The 19,426-nt window shown below is 33.8% G+C and carries 20 protein-coding genes, 3 tRNA genes and 1 rRNA gene; 12 read left to right on the forward strand and 12 right to left on the reverse strand.

Going from position 1 to position 19,426, the window contains the following annotated elements; genetic code table 11:
• Nucleotides 1-3: 3 nt before the first annotated feature.
• The 4 genes from rrf (at nucleotide 4) to GYW75_RS09045 (ending at nucleotide 786) form a co-directional block, all read left to right on the forward strand.
• Nucleotides 4-119 (forward strand): 5S ribosomal RNA (gene rrf / locus GYW75_RS09030).
• Nucleotides 120-152: 33 nt separating this feature from the next.
• A tRNA-Asp gene (locus GYW75_RS09035) sits at nucleotides 153-229 on the forward strand.
• An 8-nt stretch (nucleotides 230-237) separates the two neighbouring features.
• Nucleotides 238-313: transfer RNA gene (locus tag GYW75_RS09040), tRNA-Trp, on the forward strand.
• Between the two features lie 134 nt (nucleotides 314-447).
• Nucleotides 448-786 (forward strand): DUF413 domain-containing protein, encoded by a 339-nt coding sequence (locus GYW75_RS09045; RefSeq protein WP_034914792.1) that lies wholly within the window; start codon nucleotides 448-450, stop codon nucleotides 784-786.
• Nucleotides 787-791: 5 nt separating this feature from the next.
• Here the strand turns inward: GYW75_RS09045 and GYW75_RS09050 are convergent, their stop codons facing one another.
• The 3 genes from GYW75_RS09050 to znuC form a co-directional block, all read right to left on the reverse strand.
• On the reverse strand, nucleotides 792-2,315 hold the full coding sequence (locus GYW75_RS09050) for a YifB family Mg chelatase-like AAA ATPase (RefSeq protein WP_085166025.1): 1,524 nt from the start codon (nucleotides 2,313-2,315) through the stop codon (nucleotides 792-794).
• A gap of 123 nt (nucleotides 2,316-2,438) precedes the next feature.
• Nucleotides 2,439-3,239, reverse strand: coding sequence for a zinc ABC transporter permease subunit ZnuB (gene znuB, locus GYW75_RS09055; RefSeq protein ID WP_085166028.1), 801 nt, complete (start codon nucleotides 3,237-3,239; stop codon nucleotides 2,439-2,441).
• Complete coding sequence (gene znuC / locus GYW75_RS09060; protein ID WP_065590726.1) at nucleotides 3,232-4,014, reverse strand: zinc ABC transporter ATP-binding protein ZnuC; 783 nt, start codon at nucleotides 4,012-4,014, stop codon at nucleotides 3,232-3,234. Before znuC ends, znuB begins: the two co-directional genes overlap by 8 nt.
• A 93-nt stretch (nucleotides 4,015-4,107) precedes the next feature.
• Between znuC and znuA the strand changes: the two genes are divergently transcribed.
• The 8 genes from znuA (at nucleotide 4,108) to GYW75_RS09100 (ending at nucleotide 13,083) form a co-directional block, all read left to right on the forward strand.
• Complete coding sequence (gene znuA / locus GYW75_RS09065; RefSeq protein WP_202983961.1) at nucleotides 4,108-5,058, forward strand: zinc ABC transporter substrate-binding protein ZnuA; 951 nt, start codon at nucleotides 4,108-4,110, stop codon at nucleotides 5,056-5,058.
• A gap of 28 nt (nucleotides 5,059-5,086) precedes the next feature.
• Nucleotides 5,087-6,436 carry a murein DD-endopeptidase MepM gene (gene mepM, locus GYW75_RS09070; RefSeq protein ID WP_174799170.1) on the forward strand — a complete coding sequence of 450 codons (1,350 nt, stop codon included), beginning with the start codon at nucleotides 5,087-5,089 and terminating at the stop codon, nucleotides 6,434-6,436.
• A gap of 128 nt (nucleotides 6,437-6,564) precedes the next feature.
• Nucleotides 6,565-8,898, forward strand: a complete 2,334-nt coding sequence (gene mrcB / locus GYW75_RS09075) for a bifunctional glycosyl transferase/transpeptidase (RefSeq protein ID WP_194240463.1) — start codon at nucleotides 6,565-6,567, stop codon at nucleotides 8,896-8,898.
• Between the two features lie 11 nt (nucleotides 8,899-8,909).
• Nucleotides 8,910-9,719 (forward strand): bifunctional DNA-formamidopyrimidine glycosylase/DNA-(apurinic or apyrimidinic site) lyase, encoded by an 810-nt coding sequence (mutM, locus tag GYW75_RS09080; protein ID WP_174799171.1) that lies wholly within the window; start codon nucleotides 8,910-8,912, stop codon nucleotides 9,717-9,719.
• A 415-nt stretch (nucleotides 9,720-10,134) separates the two neighbouring features.
• On the forward strand, nucleotides 10,135-11,430 hold the full coding sequence (gene tolB, locus GYW75_RS09085) for a Tol-Pal system beta propeller repeat protein TolB (RefSeq protein ID WP_174799250.1): 1,296 nt from the start codon (nucleotides 10,135-10,137) through the stop codon (nucleotides 11,428-11,430).
• Nucleotides 11,431-11,590: 160 nt separating this feature from the next.
• Nucleotides 11,591-12,070 carry a peptidoglycan-associated lipoprotein Pal gene (gene pal / locus GYW75_RS09090; RefSeq protein WP_034914778.1) on the forward strand — a complete coding sequence of 160 codons (480 nt, stop codon included), beginning with the start codon at nucleotides 11,591-11,593 and terminating at the stop codon, nucleotides 12,068-12,070.
• Between the two features lie 67 nt (nucleotides 12,071-12,137).
• On the forward strand, nucleotides 12,138-12,875 hold the full coding sequence (gene ybgF / locus GYW75_RS09095) for a tol-pal system protein YbgF (RefSeq protein WP_034914776.1): 738 nt from the start codon (nucleotides 12,138-12,140) through the stop codon (nucleotides 12,873-12,875).
• Between the two features lie 132 nt (nucleotides 12,876-13,007).
• A tRNA-Lys gene (locus GYW75_RS09100) sits at nucleotides 13,008-13,083 on the forward strand.
• 571 nt (nucleotides 13,084-13,654) lie between these two features.
• Here GYW75_RS09100 and GYW75_RS09105 read toward each other — a convergent pair.
• From GYW75_RS09105 to GYW75_RS09145, 9 genes are all read right to left on the reverse strand, one after another.
• Nucleotides 13,655-14,736 (reverse strand): IS3 family transposase gene (locus GYW75_RS09105; RefSeq protein WP_446719043.1). Its coding sequence is split into 2 segments (ribosomal slippage): nucleotides 13,655-14,490 and nucleotides 14,490-14,736, totalling 1,083 coding nucleotides; the frame shifts between segments, so codons are not numbered across the junction.
• 78 nt (nucleotides 14,737-14,814) lie between these two features.
• Nucleotides 14,815-15,333, reverse strand: a complete 519-nt coding sequence (locus tag GYW75_RS09110) for a hypothetical protein (protein WP_174799173.1) — start codon at nucleotides 15,331-15,333, stop codon at nucleotides 14,815-14,817.
• A gap of 162 nt (nucleotides 15,334-15,495) precedes the next feature.
• Entirely contained in the window at nucleotides 15,496-15,963 is a 468-nt protein-coding gene (locus GYW75_RS09115; RefSeq protein WP_174799175.1) for a hypothetical protein, read from the reverse strand.
• Nucleotides 15,944-16,204: a hypothetical protein gene (locus GYW75_RS09120; RefSeq protein ID WP_174799177.1), complete on the reverse strand. Its 261-nt coding sequence runs from the start codon at nucleotides 16,202-16,204 to the stop codon at nucleotides 15,944-15,946. Before GYW75_RS09120 ends, GYW75_RS09115 begins: the two co-directional genes overlap by 20 nt.
• Nucleotides 16,205-16,235: 31 nt before the next feature.
• The gene (locus tag GYW75_RS09125; protein ID WP_174799179.1) at nucleotides 16,236-16,703 is read right to left on the reverse strand and encodes a hypothetical protein; all 468 of its coding nucleotides are present in this window, start codon (nucleotides 16,701-16,703) and stop codon (nucleotides 16,236-16,238) included.
• Nucleotides 16,684-16,944, reverse strand: coding sequence for a hypothetical protein (locus GYW75_RS09130; protein ID WP_174799181.1), 261 nt, complete (start codon nucleotides 16,942-16,944; stop codon nucleotides 16,684-16,686). The genes GYW75_RS09125 and GYW75_RS09130 overlap by 20 nt, the downstream gene beginning before the upstream one ends.
• A gap of 24 nt (nucleotides 16,945-16,968) precedes the next feature.
• Complete coding sequence (locus GYW75_RS09135) at nucleotides 16,969-17,445, reverse strand: hypothetical protein (protein ID WP_174799182.1); 477 nt, start codon at nucleotides 17,443-17,445, stop codon at nucleotides 16,969-16,971.
• Nucleotides 17,426-18,145, reverse strand: coding sequence for an alpha/beta hydrolase (locus tag GYW75_RS09140; RefSeq protein ID WP_174799184.1), 720 nt, complete (start codon nucleotides 18,143-18,145; stop codon nucleotides 17,426-17,428). The genes GYW75_RS09135 and GYW75_RS09140 overlap by 20 nt, the downstream gene beginning before the upstream one ends.
• Nucleotides 18,132-19,424 (reverse strand): DUF4123 domain-containing protein, encoded by a 1,293-nt coding sequence (locus GYW75_RS09145; RefSeq protein WP_174799186.1) that lies wholly within the window; start codon nucleotides 19,422-19,424, stop codon nucleotides 18,132-18,134. The genes GYW75_RS09140 and GYW75_RS09145 overlap by 14 nt, the downstream gene beginning before the upstream one ends.
• Nucleotides 19,425-19,426 lie beyond the last annotated feature (2 nt).

A 19,426-nucleotide genomic window follows, 5' to 3' on the forward strand; every position in this document is an offset into this window, starting at 1 on the left:
ATGTCTGGCGGTAATAGCGCGGTGGTCCCACCTGACCCCATGCCGAACTCAGAAGTGAAACGCCGTAGTGCCGATGGTAGTGTGGGTATTACCCATGTGAGAGTAGGGTGCCGCCAGACTTTTAAATTTTATATATACATACCAAATACGGTGGAGCGGTAGTTCAGTTGGTTAGAATACCTGCCTGTCACGCAGGGGGTCGCGGGTTCGAGCCCCGTCCGTTCCGCCACCTTATTTAGGGGCGTAGTTCAATTGGTAGAGCACCGGTCTCCAAAACCGGGTGTTGGGAGTTCGAGACTCTCCGCCCCTGCCACAAAAATAATTGTTCTGTTTTAAATTTAATCATTTAGTCATTTTTGATAGAACAAATAAAAGAATTCTATTTACAGATTAACTTAGTCAATTATAATTCCTGCCCAGATACTTTTACAACCTAGAGGATAGAACATGGCTGAGAGTTTTGTAAGTCAACAACGTTTTTTTGATAATAAGAATTATCCAAGAGGATTTTCTCGTCACGGAGACTTTACTATTAAAGAAGCTCTTATTTTGGAAAAACATGGGTGTGCTTTTAAAGATCTTGATACAGAAGTTAGAAAACCTACTACAGCAGAAGAAAAATCATTTGTTGCCGTTTGTAAAGGTAAAAAGGAACCATCAACTGATTTCGAAAAAACTTGGCTAAAATATCTTTCTCGTATAAATAAGCCTAAACGCTTTCATACATTATCCGGCGGGAAGCCTCAAGTTGATACAACTGATGATTTTGTCGATAGTGACGACTAATTCTTTTAACCGATATTTTTGTGTAATTGAATTAATAATCGATCCATAGAACGATAACTTAATGCTTCTGAAATATGTTTTCGTTCTATATTTTCTGACGAATCTAAATCTGCAATTGTACGCGATACTTTTAATATACGATGCCACGCCCTAGCAGAGAGTCCTAATTTAATCAATGCTTGTTCTAAATATTCATTATTTTCATCTGATAATTTGCAATAACATTGTATTTCATTTGCACTTAACTGACTATTTAATTTATTGTTTCTTTTAAACTGAATATTTCTTGCTTGTAAAACTCGCTGTTTTACCGTTTCGGTTGATTCATCGGAAGTCTTTTTTTGACTTAAGGTGCCTTTAGGCAATAAAGGTACTTCAATAGAAATATCAAATCTATCGAGAAATGGTCCTGAAAGTCGATTTAGATAGCGAATTGTTTGCTGGGGTGTTGTTCTATTGTGTGTTCCTTGATAATGTCCTGTAGGGCTTGGATTCATTGCTGCTATTAATTGAAACTTAGCAGGAAATTTTATTTTTGCGTTTGCTCTCGAAATGATAATTTCACCTGACTCAATTGGTTCTCTAAGAGCGTCTAATACTTTTCGGTTAAATTCTGGTAATTCATCTAAAAATAAAACCCCATTATGTGCTAGTGATATTTCTCCTGGTTTAGGTATTGTTCCTCCGCCAACCAATGCTGCTGCTGATGCGCTATGGTGAGGTGATCTAAACGGCCTCTTACGCCAGTTTTTAATTGATCCATTTGGACTAACTAGACTAGTTATTGCCGCACTTTCAAGTGCTTCTTCATCAGATAATTGAGGTAACAGGGAAGTCAAACGAGTTGCTAACATAGTCTTACCTGTTCCAGGAGGTCCAATTAATAGTAAATTGTGACCTCCTGCGGCTGCAATTTCTAATGCTCTTTTGGCTTGTTCCTGTCCGATTATATCTTGTAGGCTTGATAAATTATTATCAATATCTTTGTATTCACGATATTGGACTGCTGGCAAGTCAATTTCGTTATATAAATATTGGCATAACTCTAATAAGTTATTGGTGATTAAAGTATTGTTTTGGTGAATTAAAGAAATTTCAGATTGATTTTCTGCTGAAATAATTAGTGTGCGATTTTTCTTTTTAGAAGAAATAGCTGCCGGAATTGCTCCTTTTACTGCTCTAATATTACCTGAAAGAGCTAATTCTCCCAAAAATTCATAATGTAATAGATTATCTGTTGGAATTTGCTCTGTAGCGGCAAGAATAGCGATAGCTATTGGTAAATCAAAGCGACTTCCTTCCTTTGGAAGATCTGCAGGAGATAAGTTAACAGTTATTTTTTTTGAAGGAAAAGTAAAACCACTATTAATAATAGCACTTCTAACTCGATCTTTAGCTTCTTTAACCGTTGCTTCAGGCAGACCAACTAAAACAAAACCAGGTAACCCGTTACTAATATGAACTTCAACGTTTATCAACGGTGCTTGTATTCCAATAGATGCTCGAGTATAAATAATTGCAAGTGACATAGTTTTTAATTATCAACATATTGAATTGTACTATTATAGTATTAGAAATAGTTAACTGATTATTAAAGTCATTTTTATTAATGGGATATGTCACGCAATAAATAATCTAATTTTGCAATAATCTTAATTTTTTTTGTTTAAAGTTAATTTTGAAATAAATAATGATATAAAAAATAAACAAGTATTACTTAATACAATTGATGGCCCTGTTGGTGTGTCGTAAATAAAAGAAAATATTAGTCCTGTAATCACTGATAACATACCAATTATTATAGCAATTATTGCCATTGCCTCGGGAGTTTTTGAATAATATTTGGCTGTTGCGGCAGGGATGATAAGTAAAGATGTAATAATCAGAGCTCCAACAAATTTCATTGATAGACCTATTGTTAGCGCCAACAGTAGAGTTAAAAGCAATTTTGTTATTTGAACATTAATACCGTGACTAAAAGCTAACTCTTCACTTACAGTAATAAATAAAATGTCATTCCATCGCCAAAGCAATAAGGCACCAATAAATGCTACACAAGTAGTAATTTGATAAAGATCAGAATATGTTACTGATAATAGATCACCAAATAAGTATCCCATTAGATCGATTCGGATATTATTCATTAAACTAATTACAACTAAACCAAGAGATAATGCACTATGAGCTAAAATACCAAGTAAACTATCAATTGGAAGTTGTTTTTGAGCTTCTAACCAAAGTAATCCTAAGGCCAGTAAAAGAGTTACACAAATGACTGCATAAAATAAATTGATATTCAGTAAAAAACCAAAAGCGATACCAAGTAAAGCAGCATGGGATAGGGTATCACCAAAATAAGACATTTTACGCCAAACAACGAAAGTACCTAAGGGACCAGTTATGCTTGTTAAGCATAAACCAGCTAATAAAGAAGGTAATAGTAACTCAATCATTATTTTTTTTTCCATAACTAGACATAGCAATTTGCTTATGTTGATCAATAGTAGAAGTGCAGCAATCATGTTGATGATTATGATGATGTTTATAAACAGCGATTTGTGAAGCCCCATGTCGTCCAAAGAGAGAAATAAACTCAGGATCATTAGATACAATAGCAGGTGTGCCTGAACAACAAATATGATGATTTAAACAAATTACTTCATCTGTTTTTGCCATAACTAAATGAAGATCATGAGAAACCATTAATACACCGCAATTAAACTGTTTTTTTGCATTAACGATTAAATCATATAATAATACTTGACCACTAACATCCACTCCTTGAGTTGGTTCATCAAGAATTAATAATTGAGGTTGCTTTGCTAAGGCTTGAGCTAATAATACGCGTTGCAATTCTCCACCCGATAATTGATGCATAGATTTATTAATCAAATATTCAGCTTTTACCATTGATAACGTATTAAAAATTTTTTCGGTATTTAACTGTTTATTTAAGTGCATAAAACGTTTAACAGTAATAGGCAGAGTGGTATTTAAATTAATTGATTGTGGTACATAACCAATTGTTAAATTGGTTGAACGCTTAATTGTCCCTGAAGTAAATGGAATTAAACCTAAAATGACTTTTACTAGAGTTGATTTACCTGCACCATTGGGACCAAGTAATGTAATAATTTGATTAAGATGTATTGCTAACGAAACGTCATATAATATTTTTTGATGGTCAATTTCTACTGAAACACTATCAAGAGAAATTAGTGGTGTCATATCGTTAAGAGCCCTTGCCTACAATAATGTTATGTTATATTATAACAATTAATGTTTTTATTCTATCATACTTTTAAATATAGGATATATGGTGTGAAAAAATATATTGCACAAAATAGTAAACAATTAATCTGTTCTTTAATGATATTTTGTTCATTAATATTTATGCAAACTATCACTAACATAGCTAATGCGACAGTTATTTCATCTGTAAAGCCCATTGGGTTTATTACTGAAGCCATTGCTTCAGGAGTAACTGATAATGATATTTTACTTCCTGATAGCGCATCTCCACACACTTATTATTTAAAGCCCTCTGATTTAGCAAAACTTAAATCAGCCGAACTTGTGGTTTGGGTCGGTGAAGATATGGAAGCTTTTATGCCAACAATTTTAAAAAATATAGATAAGCAAAAGCAAATTGAATTAATGGCTGTACCAGAAATCAAATCGTTACTTAGAACCAGCCATGATGATCACGAAGATGATCATTCTCATGATGAGGTCAATCAAGATCACCATGGTGAATATGATGAGCATATTTGGCTTTCACCTAAAATTGCTAAAATTATCGCACAATCAATTCATGATAGACTTGTTACGCTTTATCCAGATAAAAGCATATTAATTGATGAAAATTTAAACGAATTCATTACTAAACTCACAGAAACAGAACAAAACATTGCAAAAAAACTAATTACCGTACAAAATAGAGGGTATTTTGTGTTTCATGACGCCTATGGGTATTTTGAGGCACAGTTCGGATTAAAAAAACTAGGCAGTTTTACTATAAATCCAGCAGTTCAGCCCGGTGTTCAAAAAGTTTATGCTATTCAACAGGAGCTCAAAGAGCACCAAGCAGTATGTGTATTTCGTGAGCCACAGTTTAGCCCTGCAGTTATTGAAAAATTAGTGAGTGGAACAGATGTTCGAATTGGAGAATTGAATCCATTAGGAACGAGTATAACACCTTCAAAAGGTGCATATTTACAATTTTTAACAAATTTAACACAGCAACTGTTGGATTGTTTAGATAAAAATTAGTTTTAGTAATAAATAGTTAAGGTTAATTTTGGCAAGAAAAATAAAATCCTTCAATATTGAAAAAAATAATTTTAAAATTCCCTATTTTTCAATATTGGGCGTTCTTTTTATTGTTATTTTATTTACTGCTCTGTGGCGTCCGCTCAATTTGGATCGAACAATTTATGTTCCTTTAACTCCTCAAGTTGAAACTACTGTAAATGATAATTCCAGCTCTATTGATGGTGATGGAAAAGTCGAGATAGTAAATGGGAAAATGGCTACCGTTGCTGAATCATCTGATGTTCCTGAAGATGAAATTGTTAAAGATGAATTAGATGATATCGTTGATGGTAAAGATAATGCAGTACAATATACTATTGTTCGTGGCGATACTTTGCATGATATTCTAATTCGTTATAATGTTAATAAAAATGATATCTATCAATTAACAACAAAATTTAAGCAACTTGCAAATCTACGAATTGGTCAACAAATTAGTTGGACAACTGATGATAATCATAATTTGCAAACTTTTAGTTGGACAATATCAAGCAATAATATTCGAATCTATGAAAAATCGGGTGATAAATTTATAGAAAGCTCTGAAACTGCTGAAGTCATCCCACAAAATATTGTTATAAAAGGTGACATTAAATCTAGTTTTGTTGCCGATGCTCGAAAAAGTGGGTTAACTAGTAATGAAATAGGTATTATTACTCGCGCTTTACAGTGGCGCTTAGATTTTCGTCGATTACAAGTTGGTGATAAATTTTCAGTTGCTCTAACACGGGAAATGCATGGTAAAAGCTTATCTAATAGTCAGTTGTTAGGTATTCGAATTAAAAATGGAAATAAGGATTATTATGCTATTTTAGCTGATGATGGTAAATATTATGATATTAATGGTAACAGCTTATCGCAGAGTTTTTTCCGTTATCCTTTAGCGAAAAAAGCACGTGTTTCTTCTGGATTTAATCCACGTCGTTTACACCCTGTTACAGGACAAATAGCCCCTCATAATGGTGTTGATTTTGCTGTATCACGTGGTACTCCTGTATTATCCGTTGGTAATGGTGAAGTAGTAATTGCAAAATATAGTGGTTCAGCGGGTAACTATATTGCTATTCGGCATGGTCGTCAGTATATGACAACTTATATGCACTTGGATAAAATTTTAGTTAAACCAGGTCAACAAGTTAAGCAAGGCGATAAAATCGGCCTATCGGGAAATACAGGGCGTTCTACTGGACCTCATCTTCATTTTGAATTACATATTAATAACAAGCCAGTTAATCCATTAACAGCAAGTTTACCTATTTCAGAAGGATTAACAGGTAAGTCGAGAAAGGCATTCTTTTCAAAAGTTAAAAGTATTAGCTCTCAACTAAACTTTTAAGTTTATATATTTGTTTTTATATTTAAACCTTTACTTACCTGGCCTTTTTAAAAAAGGTGGTCAAGGTGCCCTTAAAAATTATGTTATCATAAGCTAATTATTATTTAATAATAAATGTTAGGTGCAGTTTGAAAACATCAGCTAAAACAGAAAAAAAACGCTCTTCTAAAAAGGCCAGAAAAAATAAAAAGACTACACTTTGGCGACGATTTTTGACACTACTATTTAAGTTGTTTCTTGTCTTTGCTGCAGTGGCTATTATTTATGGCGTTTATCTTGATCAACAAATTAAAGAACGGATTGATGGAAATGTATGGGAGTTACCGGCTGCAGTTTATGGGCAAATTATTGATCTTGAACCAGATAGTGAATATAGTCTAAATGATGTGGTAACAATATTAGTTGGTGCGCAATATCGTCAACAAGATACCAAAGCTACTCGTCCAGGCGAATTTATTGTAAGAAATGATGCGGTTGAAATTTATCGTCGACCTTTTACTTTTCCTGATGGTGAAGAGCAAGCTTTTAGAGTTAGAATAACTTTTTATGAAAATCGTATTGATCGTATTACTAATATAGATTCAGGTCGTGATTTTGGATTGCTTAAGATTGATCCTAAATTAATTACTATGATGCATTCTCCAAATGGAGAACAACGGCTGTTTGTTCCATTAAAAGAGTTTCCTGATTCATTATTACAAACATTAGTCGCAACGGAAGATAAACGTTTTTATGATCATCATGGCGTAAGTTTATATTCTATTGGTCGTGCGATTTTTGTTAATTTAACAACAGGTCGTACTGAAGGTGGAAGTACATTAACTCAGCAAACAGTCAAAAACCTTTTTTTAACTAACGAACGTAGTTTAAGTCGCAAAATACGTGAAGCTTATATGGCTCTTATTTTGGATGGACGCTATAGCAAAGAACGTATTTTAGAGCTTTATTTAAACGAAGTTTATTTTGGGCAAGCGGGTAGTGAAGAGATCCATGGTTTTCCATTAGCAAGTCTTTACTATTTTGGTCGCCCAGTTAATGAACTGACATTAGATCAGCAAGCGGTACTTGTTGGCATGGTAAAAGGAGCTTCATTATATAATCCTTGGACACAACCTCAACAAGTTATTGAACGTCGTAATGTTGTTTTAAAACTTGCTCAGCAGCAAGGTATTATTGATGATGAGTTGTATAATTTATTAAGTCAGCGCCCACTATCAGTTTTGCCCAAAGGTGGTGTAATTTCGCCACAACCAGCATTTATGCAAGTTGTGCGTAGTGAACTTAGAAAACAATTAGGCGATAAGGCAGAACATCTGTCTGGTATGAAGATTTTTACTACCTTTGATCCTATAGCTCAATCAGCTGCAGAGCAAGCGGTAACTAACGTAATTGAGAAACTGCGAAAATCAACTAATAAAGAATTACAAACAGCAATGGTTATAGTTAGCCGAGAAACTGGAGAAATTCGCTCTATCATTGGTAGTGCTGAACCTCGTTATCCAGGATATAACCGTGCTTGGTTAACTCAGCGAGCAATTGGTTCATTAGCTAAACCGTCAACTTATTTAACTGCACTAGGGCAACCCGACCATTACCAACTTAATACTTGGCTTGATGATAAACCTTTATCAATAAAGCTTGATGGTAATGGTTATTGGGAACCGAAAAACTATGATCGTAAATTTCGTGATCGTGTTATGTTAGTAGATGCTTTAGCACTTTCGCTTAATGTGCCAACAGTTAATCTAGGAATGGCATTAGGGCTTGATGCAACAAGGAATACTTTACAATCATTAGGTGTATCAACAGACCGTATATCTAATTTACCATCAAGATTACTAGGTGCTTTAGAATTAACACCGTTAGAAACGGCGCAGATGTTTCAAACGATAGCTAATAATGGTCAACGATCTCCACTTTCTATTTTAAGATATGTATTGACCGATAAAGGTGAGCTAGTTTATCAAAGCTACCCACAACAGCTTCAGGCCGTATCTCAACAATCGGCTTATTTAACCACTTATGCTATGCAGCAAGTTGTTAACTCGGGGACATCTCGTTCACTAAAAGCTAAATATGGTTCATTTAATTTAGCAGCTAAGACAGGAACAAGTAATGATTCTCGTGACAGCTGGTTTACAGGGATAGATGGTAAAAATGTTGCTGTTGTTTGGATTGGTTTAGATGATCATTCTCCAATGAAATTAACAGGAGCAACTGGCGCCTTAAAAATTTATAGTGAATATTTACAAAATAATCCACCAAAGAAATTAGTATTGCCACTACCTCAAAATATTTTTATGGTACCTATTGATAGTGATGGACAGTGGCAATGTGATGGAAGTGGTATTCGCTCTTTACCAGTATGGACAATTAACCCTCATAGCTTATGCTCAGCGAATAACCAGCCTAGGTCCGTTCAGCAGGCACCAACTTGGGTTACTGACCTATTAAATAACTAAATGGAAATTATATGCCTGAATTACCAGAAGTTGAGACAAGTCGTCGAGGTATTTTGCCGTATTTGAAAGGACAGATTATCGATAAAATTATTGTTCGACAACCTAAATTACGTTGGTCCGTTGATAAGGCTATAAGTAATGTGCACGGGCAAGTTATTTTAGATATAAAACGTCGTGCAAAATATTTATTATTACAGTTACCCAACAATTGGATCGTAATTCATCTAGGAATGTCTGGAGGTTTACGTATTTTAAAAAATCCACAAAAAGCAGAAAAGCATGATCATATTGATTTAGTTTTAGAAAACGGCGTTACTCTACGTTATACCGATCCTAGGCGTTTTGGATCTTGGCTTTGGGCAAATTCGCTAGACGAAATATCTCAATTACAACATTTGGGACCAGAGCCTTTAAGTGACGAATTTTCAACTGAATATTTATTTGAAAAAGCAAGGAGTCGAAAAGTTCCCATAAAAAGTTGGATTATGGATAACCATATTGTGGTTGGGGTTGGTAATATTTATGCTTCTGAATCGTTATTTATGGCAAAAATCAACCCTACTCGAAAAGTAAACTCCTTACAATTAAATGAATTTGAAAGGCTTGTAGCTGCTATTAAGCAAGTTCTTACTAAATCAATTAAACAAGGAGGAACAACACTCAAGGATTTCCTGCAGTCTAATGGTAAACCTGGATATTTTGCACAGGAGTTACAAGTTTATGGACGCGAAGGTGAACAATGTCTGATTTGTGGTACAGAAATAAAATCACAAAAAATTGGACAGCGTAATACTTTTTATTGTGAATTTTGTCAAAAATAGAAATACTTATTAAGCCAAAATTATCACTTTTGGCTATTTGTCAAATGGCTTTAACATTTTTAATACATCCCTTCTACCGCTTATATAAAAATATCTTATGAAACACTTTAAACCTTACCTAAATAGGATTAGTATAAGCAATTAGATTTAGAATAATTATTTTTAATATCACTTTGATTATTATATATAATCAAACAATTAAATGATAAAAATCTTTTTATTTTAAAGGCTATAGACTTGTGACTAGATATCGACTATCTTTCTCAGGGTATAATTGTTAATGGTTTGTAAAGCTTAATATATGGAATTAATTAGAGACAGCATATGAATTCCTAAAAGCTTGGTTTTCTGTTTTTTATGATTTTATATTTTATTCAACTCTGTGTATCTTATTTTTATTAAGGAATTTAAGATGATCAAATTCGCCTCCCGCTTTTTGGTAACTTGTTTTATTTTACTTTTTACCTCAATGGCTAATTCTGAAGTTAGAATTATTATTACTGATGGAGTGAGCTCAGCTAAACCTATAGCTGTTGCCCCATTTAAATGGACAGGTGGTGGAGAACCGCCACAAGCCATTGAAGAAATTATTGCTTCTGATTTGCGTAACAGTGGTAAGTTCAATCCTATTGACGTTAATCAAATGCCTCAGAAACCGACAACAGCTTCAGAGGTTACTCCAACTGTATGGAACAAAGTTGGTGTTTCAGCTGTTGTTGTTGGCTCAATACAACCTGATGCGTCAGGAAAATATCTTATAAATTATCAATTAGTCGATACAGTTAATCGACCAGGTACAGTTTTAGCTCAAAATCAATTCTCTATTGAAAAGCGTTGGGTTCGTTATGCAGCTCATACTGCAAGTGATGAAATCTTTGAATCACTAACTGGTATTAAGGGAGCATTTAGAACACGAATTGCTTATGTTGTAAAAATGACTAAAGGGCCGTTTTCGCACGAATTAAGAGTGTCTGATTATGATGGTTATGATCAAATTACTGTTCATCGTTCTAAGGAACCATTAATGTCTCCTACTTGGTCACCAGATGGGAAAAAAATAGCTTATGTAACTTTTGAAGGGGGGCATTCTTCATTAGTGTTAAAAACTTTGGATAGTGGTGCTGTACAAACAATTGCATCTTTTCCTCAGCATAATGGGGCGCCGGCATTTTCTCCGGATGGTAGTAAATTAGCATTTGCTCTATCTAAAGGCGGTAGCTTAAATTTATATATGATGACATTAAGTAACAAACAAATTACTCAAATTACTTCTAGCCGTAGTAATAATACAGAACCATCTTGGATGCCGGACAATCAAACTATTGTTTACACTTCTGATCAAGCAGGTCGCCCGCAGTTATATAGTATTAATATAAATACAGGTGAATCGCAGAGGGTGACTTGGGATAATACGCAAAATCAGAATGCCAGAGTGTCACCTGATGGTTCGTTTATTGCAATGATATCAAGCAATAATGGCGAACAACATATAACTCGATATGATATGGATACAAAAACCTATCAACGTTTAACTGATACTTTTTTAGATGAAACGCCAAGTATTGCACCAAATGGTACAATGATCATTTATAGTTCATCTCAAGGGTTAGGTACAATTTTGAACCTTGTTTCTACAGATGGTAATTTTAAGGCAAGGTTACCAGCTACTGATGGGCAAGTAAAATTCCCTGCATGGTCACCATATTTATAAAGACAGCTTAAAAAAACAACTACATTGCAATTATTAAAATTGTGTAAAGTTTAAGGTCGTTATAATATATTACTCTAATCTTTTAGTCCCATAACGGGCGTTACTTAAAAGTTGGTTAGATATATAAATAGAATTTATTCAAACAACAGGAGTTTATACAATGCAATTTTCTAAATTTCTTAAAGTAGCAGCGGTTGCTTTACCATTAATCGCTGTAACTGCTTGCTCATCTAATAGCAGCCAAACCGTTAGTGGTAATTTAAATGGTGCTTTATCAAAAGAAGCCTTAGAGCAACTTCAAAAATTACAACAAATTAATACAGTTTATTTTGACTTTGATAAATATAATGTTAGATCTGAATATGCAACATTATTAAATGCACATGCTGAATTTATTCGTACAAGTAACATAAAAGTTGTTATTGAAGGTCATGCTGATGAACGCGGTACTCCAGAATATAATATCGCATTAGGTGAACGTCGTGCTGCTGCAGTTAAATCATATTTACAAGGTAACGGTGCTTCTGCAAGTCAAATGGAAATCGTTTCTTATGGTAAAGAAAAACCTGCTGTGTTAGGTCATGATGAAGAAGCGTATGCTAAAAATCGTCGTGCAGTAGTAACCTATGTAGGATACTAATAACATCTTATAGCGGCTGATTATTCAGCCGTTTTTAATTTTAAGTTTACACTGAGTCTTATATAATATGCATAAAAAAATACTCACATTACTTTTATTCCTTTTATTTACTGGTTGTGCAGCAAGTAGTTCCGACATTGATCAAACGGTTCAAGCACAAGGACAGCTATTGATTGAAAACCAACAAAAAATTAGCGATTTGCAAGCAGATGTAGATACTCTTCGTGGTCAGTTAGAAGAGACAAAATATCAACTTAATCAGATAATTGAACGCCAGAAAATGATTCTTCAACAAATGACTAATAGTTCAGGATTTTCTTCAAATACCGATTTTGATTTACAAGGAGAAGGATATAGTTCAAAAACATCTTCAGATCCTACTTTGTCCAAATCTTCATCAGATTTATCTGGATGGGTAACTACTGGCGATGATAAAGCGGATTATAATTTTATAATCCGATTTGTTAATGAAGGCAAGCAAAATAACGAGGTTATTGATGCCTTTAAAAAACATCTGAAATCTTATCCAAAGTCTAGTTATCGAGCTAATGTTAACTATTGGCTAGGTCAGCTTTTATATAAACAAAGTAAAAAAAATGATGCTTCATTTTATTATGCTACTGTAGTAAAAGATTTTCCGTCTTCTTCCAAAGCTGCTGATAGTCTTTATAAAGTGGGGTTAATTTTACTTGATAAAGGAGATACCAAAAAAGCTAAAACTGTTTTTCAACAAGTAGTGAATAAATACCCAAAAGATAAGAATGCGGTAGTGCTTGCTAATAAAAAGTTAGCGTCACTAAAATGAAATGTATAAATAATCAGCTATTAGAAAAATGTAGCAATAAAGTGGTTGCGTAGTAATACAATTATAAGTATTATAGCACCCCGAAATTACTTATCGTTTCAGCTATTAAGCGCATAGTAGTTCTTATCAAATGGGTCGTTAGCTCAGTCGGTAGAGCAGCGGACTTTTAATCCGTTGGTCGAGCGTTCGAATCGCTCACGACCCACCATTATTAAATTTTAAAATTTAACCAGTAAATTTTTTCCAATTAAAGAAAGCAATAAGTTTTTTAGGAAAATGATCTTAGCAAACATAATATTGATAAATATTTTACGATAAGTTCCTTTTTATATTGATCAGCTGCACCTAAATAAGAAAAAACTTTCTCTCAGTTTTATACTCCTATCTTTTGAATCGCTAGTTACTTGCTGATTCCAAATAAATACCTTTAGTGGTAAGGACATTTGCTTAACACATCATCTTTTATAAAAGTGCCGGGCTAAATTGGGATTTATCGGAATAAATGCCTGTATAGCGAGTGCGTGAAAAATCATTAATAGCAACGAATAAATATTCTCACATTTTTTGTTTGCTTTCGTTTTTAAGTAAAGGTAAATGTTTGGTGCAGACATGTAGTATTTCGTCTTGATAAATTTTGTTATGCGCTTAGCCAAATCTGTGACAGTTATTTTTCTTTTTTTATGATATAAAAAACGCCATATCTCTTTTCAGTGATAATGCGTTAATTTTTATTTATATTTGTAAATGCCCCAAACTTAGTACACAACTCACGTAGAAAATTAAGCTGCTTGTTTTAGTGTTTTATACTCAATCGGTGTCATGTTATTTAATGCCTCATGTGGTCTTTCGGTATTATAAATCGTTAACCATTCTTCGGTTATTCTCCTTGCTTGTGCTAAGTTGTTAAAAAGATATAAATCGATTACTTCAGTACGATAGGTACGATTAAATCGTTCAATATAGCCATTTTGATAAGGGCTACCAGGCTGGATATAATCAATGGTTATATCATGTGATTTAGCCCAGTTTATAAAGGTTTTTCCTGTAAATTCTGGCCCATTATCGACCCGTATTTTTAATGGATACCCATGATATTCAGCCAGTTTATCTAAGTAACGGGTAATCCTTCCTGCTGGTAAGCTTACTGCAATATCAATCCCTAACGCCTCACGATTAAAGTCATCGATGACATTGAATGTCCTAAAGCGACGCTGATTACGACTACTGTCACTCATAAAATCCATTGACCAACATTCGCCTTGTTTATTGGGTGCTAATAGCCTTTCTGGGCTTCGTGGAGGAATGCGCTGTTTACGCTTTATCCTGAGATTAAGCTTTAATTCACAATACACCCGATACACCCGTTTATGATTCCATTTATAGCCGAGCTTTTTGATACGATTAAAGCATTTAGGAAAGCCCCAGCGTAAATGCCTGTCCGTGATAGCATTCAACACCGAAACAATCACCGAATCATCCTGTAACTTAGGTTGATAATAGTAAGCACAACGGCTTAAGCCAACAATGGCACAACTCATAGCAATAGTAACTGAATGATTTTGTTGTAGTTGCTGTGCCCACGTTTTACGTGCCTTTGTGGGCACTAAAGCTTTTTTATGATTTCTTCCTGCAGCTGGGATTTTAAGCTCAGTTCGGCAAACATCTGCTTAAGCTTGCGGTTTTCAGCCTCCAGCTCCTTTAAGCGTTTGATATCCGAAGTTTCCATTCCGCCGTATTTTTCTCGCCATTTGTAGAAAGTTGAATTCCCCATGCCATATTTACGGCACAGCTCTTTAACGGGAATACCCGCTTTAGCTTCTTTTAAAATAGATACAATCTGATGTTCAGTCATTTTTTTCATAATTAAATTCCCTTTTGCTTTTATCATAGAGAATTTTCTACTTTTTTGCTGTACTATTTTAGGGGATAGTTACAATTCCTATAAATTATTGTAATTTTTTTCAACCATCATCCAACTTCGCATGCTATCCAATGATTTTTGAATAATGTTATTGTGGCGAGAAATATCATACTGTTTTGCACCAATAATCGATGAACATTTATTGTGAGGATATAATATTGAATTATAATAATAACGCGAAATTAAGTCTTCTTTCGATTTTTCTTTGCTATTTTTTAATTTGGATTCGCTATCTTTTAACTTGGAATAAACAATATCCATGGTTTTATTGGGCGAATATTGAGGATCGTTTGTTATCTCTGATATAAACTTGAGTTTATCTGTTGTAGCTAGATATAAGTAGCTAGAAACATTGTTATAACAACGTGCATAAATTTCACAAAATGAATAATGATTAGCTTCACAATATTTAGTTACTGTATCATTAATTTCAATTTTTGCTTTCTTCCTTAAAGAAGAGGCATAATTATTACCACACCCAGTAAGTAATATTATGGTTGTTGTAAAAATAATACTTTTATAGCTTAATAATTTCACTTCAGACCTCCATTTTAATTAACATTTGCTTATATTTGAATGTATAAAATATATTTATTTTATAACTTTTATTTCTTCACTTGTTTAAATAAAATAACTTCACAATTCTTATTTTTTCATAAGTATATCTGAATAAAATACACTATAAGTTGCGAATATTTTTTATTCATTTTCTTTTTTTCTTTCTATGGATTCTTCAATTTTGTGATGATAGTGCGAAATATCATACTGCTTTGCGCCAATAATGGATGAACATTGATTATGGGAATATAATAGATAACTAATATCTAAACTTAAGTCTTCTCTATTTATTTTTTCTTTCTCTTTTAAGTCAGAATAAAGAGCATCCATTGTGTCTTTAGCATTCATTGCGCTATAATTTACTGGAGAAAATTCTAATACTGACCACATCGTGGCACTCATAAATCCTTGATTAACATATAGTTGATTAAAAATATCGAGATAACATTGCGCATAAACCTCACAAAATGAATAATGGTTCGATTCACAATATTCAACAACGTTATGATAAATATCCATCCTTGCCCTTTTATCTAAATCACCATAAATACAGCCCGTTAGCGATAACGTGGTTGCCACAATAATAGATTTATAATTTAATAACTTCATAGTTAACTCCATTTTTTTCAAACATCGGTTCTGCATCAGCATGCCCATAATCAATGTTATTACCTTTTCTATCCTTGTTAATTATCATATTCTCGTCAGCGTTTTGGCATTCTTCCCATGGTCCACCAATCCGTGCAATCAAATTATCAGAACGCCACCAGCTTGCTGTTTTATAATCAACATACACATTAAGCCAGCGTTTTACATTTTTTGACCGTGATACTGGGTCTAAGGTGACCAATAATCCTATTGGCTTGCCAGCTAGCTATTTTTTATTCATTTTCTTTTTTTCTTTCTATGGATTCTTCAATTTTGTGATGATAGTGCGAAATATCATACTGCTTTGCGCCAATAATGGATGAACATTGATTATGGGAATATAATAGATAACTAACATCTAAACTTATGTCTTTTCTATTTATTTTTTCTTTCTCTTTTAACTCAGAATAAAGAGCATCCATTGTGTCTTTAGCATTCATTGCGCTATAATTTACTGGAGAAAATTCTAATACTGACCACATCGTGGCTATCATAAATCCTTGATTAACATATAGTTGATTTAAAATATCGAGATAACATTGCGCATAAACCTCACAAAATGAATAATGGTTCGATTCACAATATTCAACAACGCTACGATAAATATCCATCCTTGATCTTTTATCTAAATCACCATAAATACAGCCCGTTAGTGATAATGTGGTTGCTAAAATAATAGATTTATAATTTAATAACTTCATATATAACCCTCGTCAATTCAAACATCAGTTTTGCATCAGCATGCCCAAAATCAATGCTATTACCTCTTATATCCTTGTTAATTATCATATTCTCGTCAGCGTTTTGGCATTCTTCCCATGGTCCACCAATCCGTGCAATCAAATTATCAAAACGCCACCAGCTTGCTGTTTTATAATCAACATACACATTAAGCCAGCGTTTTACATTTTTTGACCGTGATACTGGGTCTAAGGTGACCAATAATTCTATTGGCTTGCCAGCTAGCTATTTTTTATTCATTTTCTTTTTCTTTTTTTCTATGGATTTTTCAATTTGGTGATGATAGTGCGAAATATCATACTGCTTTGCGCCAATAATGGATGAACATTGATTATGGGAATATAATAGATAACTAATATCTAAACTTAGGTCTTCTCTATTTATTTTTTCTTTCTCTTTTAACTCAGAATAAAGAGCATCCATTGTGTCTTTAGCATTCATTGCGCTATAATTTACTGGAGAAAAATCTAATACTGAACTCAACGTGGCTGCCATAAATCCTTGATTAACATATAGTTGATTAAAAATATCGAGATAACATTGCGCATAAACCTCACAAAATGAATAATGGTTCGATTCACAATATTCAACAACGTTATGATAAATATCCATCCTTGTCCTTTTATCTAAATCACCATAAATACAGCCCGTTAGTGATAATGTGGTTGCTAAAATAATAGATTTATAATTTAATAACTTCATATATAACCCTCGTCAATTCAAACATCAGTTTTGCATCAGCATGCCCAAAATCAATGCTATTACCTCTTATATCCTTGTTAATTATCATATTCTCGTCAGCGTTTTGGCATTCTTCCCATGGTCCACCAATCCGTGCAATCAAATTATCAGAACGCCACCAGCTTGCTGTTTTATAATCAACATACACATTAAGCCAGCGTTTTACATTTTTCGGTTTTGCCTGCTTACCACTTTTTGACCATGATACTGGGTCTAAGGTGACCAATAATTCTATTATAATGTCGGGGTTTTCTTCTGCCAGACAAATCACTCTATGCCCTCCCCAACTATGCCCAACCAATACAATTTTTTGTTTTGCATCAAACCACTTTTTTATCAATGCAACAACCTTACCACCACCATGCTCTGAATAACAAACATCTTGCAATCGATTTTCTCCTCGACCATAAAGTTTCTCATACTTACCAAAAACGTGGTTTAATAACGGTTTAAACAAAGAATCGGCTGCCCCACCAACAAAAACCACTAAGGTTTTTTTACATTCTGTTGTATGTGCTCCTATTTGTTCCTCAATACTAGGTAAGATAATATCTTCATTTTTATTTTTATCTTTATTTTTATCTTCATCTTCATTTTTATTGCCTTTTTTCTTTTTCGAAGGCTCATATCCAGGATAAAATATCCCATCAGCTGCACACATTATTTTTCCTCAAATGATTGTTAACCATTATAATTTCTTTTCTTACGCGTTTTTTGGCATATGTGACCATGCGCTCAACACATTCCTTTTCGGGTAATAGTCCATTTTTAATCATTAATGTGCTGGCCCAAGGGTAAAGTGGATCTTCAAATATTCTATGCCCTAAAAAGAATTGCATTGCCAATAGCACGGCATGACTTGAATAATCAAAAAATAACTGAGATTGATAATAAGGAATTTGTTGCTGATAAAACCTTTCAAGAGTATCGAATGCCAACTGTTGATTCCGCTCAGGATACAGATCCTGTACAAATTGAATCACCTGTTCTTCATTTTCGATTTCGAATAAGGAATGTGTCGGTTTTTGCAATAATTGTTGTAATCGGGTAAGGTAAGTCGATAAGTTTTCACCCATAGCTATTTTAAAAGGTATTGATAAATCGTCATTTAGTTCGATCAAGCTGATAGTGTTGGTTGCAACAGTAAGCAAACGAGGTTTTACCCATCGGCTTAACATTGGATCAGTATCGAAATGAGTGCCAAGTACAATCGCTAAATCTAAAAATTGTTTTGCCTGATCTTTACGGGGGATTTGGTATTGAGCGATTTTATCCATCATTAAATTAAGAAATTGTTCTGAGTATTTTGCTCCTAATGTTCGCATTTTTTTGGGGAACTTCTGTTTTAGATACGTTTTTAACTCTTGGCGTAACTCTTTTTGTTTTTCGTCAGCTAATAACGATAGTTGTTCTGGCGCTAGGGTTTGTATGGTGTCGTTATTAATAGTGATAGGCTCAGGAAAATGAATAACTTGGTTGTTTGTCCAAAGTGTCGACAATCCAGGTAATAGCGCTTGTTTTTGTGTGTTTGTTGAAGCTGCTAGAATTTGTGCTAAAAAATGCCCATCCCAATAACGAAAAAAGACCTCTTTGTTATCAGGCAGTTTTACTTTTGTTAATAATTTTAGTTGAGCGACTAACTCTTGTTGCGAGAAAGGAGAGAAAGCTAACCATCCCCAATTACTTGTTGTTGTGTCATTAATCCATGTCAAAAAGGGACTGTTAGGCGATAATTCCACTATATATGGCATCATATCGTACCATTGCTGATAAGGGGTATTTAACCATATGCCTTCAGGTGAGCAAGTTCCATCCAATTGACCATAATAAGTCAATGCATCGCTAGTTGCTGAGCCAGATAAGACGGCATATAAGTGATTATGCGTTGTTGAATGAAGGGCTATCCAGTCACTAAGATGATTGCAATCATTATTCATCATAT

This window comes from Gilliamella sp. ESL0232 (genome assembly GCF_013346885.1).
Lineage (GTDB): Bacteria > Pseudomonadota > Gammaproteobacteria > Enterobacterales > Orbaceae > Gilliamella > Gilliamella bombi.

Excerpts from the sequence above, each read along its gene's own strand:
- GYW75_RS09045 (WP_034914792.1), top strand. The coding sequence starts at position 448 with ATGGCTGAGAGTTTTGTAAGTCAACAACGTTTTTTTGATAATAAGAAT.
- GYW75_RS09050 (WP_085166025.1), bottom strand. The coding sequence starts at position 2,315 with ATGTCACTTGCAATTATTTATACTCGAGCATCTATTGGAATACAAGCA.
- znuB (WP_085166028.1), bottom strand. The coding sequence starts at position 3,239 with ATGATTGAGTTACTATTACCTTCTTTATTAGCTGGTTTATGCTTAACA.
- znuC (WP_065590726.1), bottom strand. The coding sequence starts at position 4,014 with ATGACACCACTAATTTCTCTTGATAGTGTTTCAGTAGAAATTGACCAT.
- mutM (WP_174799171.1), top strand. The coding sequence starts at position 8,910 with ATGCCTGAATTACCAGAAGTTGAGACAAGTCGTCGAGGTATTTTGCCG.
- pal (WP_034914778.1), top strand. The coding sequence starts at position 11,591 with ATGCAATTTTCTAAATTTCTTAAAGTAGCAGCGGTTGCTTTACCATTA.
- ybgF (WP_034914776.1), top strand. The coding sequence starts at position 12,138 with ATGCATAAAAAAATACTCACATTACTTTTATTCCTTTTATTTACTGGT.
- GYW75_RS09115 (WP_174799175.1), bottom strand. The coding sequence starts at position 15,963 with ATGAAGTTATTAAATTATAAATCTATTATTGTGGCAACCACGTTATCG.
- GYW75_RS09125 (WP_174799179.1), bottom strand. The coding sequence starts at position 16,703 with ATGAAGTTATTAAATTATAAATCTATTATTTTAGCAACCACATTATCA.
- GYW75_RS09135 (WP_174799182.1), bottom strand. The coding sequence starts at position 17,445 with ATGAAGTTATTAAATTATAAATCTATTATTTTAGCAACCACATTATCA.
- GYW75_RS09140 (WP_174799184.1), bottom strand. The coding sequence starts at position 18,145 with ATGTGTGCAGCTGATGGGATATTTTATCCTGGATATGAGCCTTCGAAA.
- GYW75_RS09145 (WP_174799186.1), bottom strand. The coding sequence starts at position 19,424 with ATGATGAATAATGATTGCAATCATCTTAGTGACTGGATAGCCCTTCAT.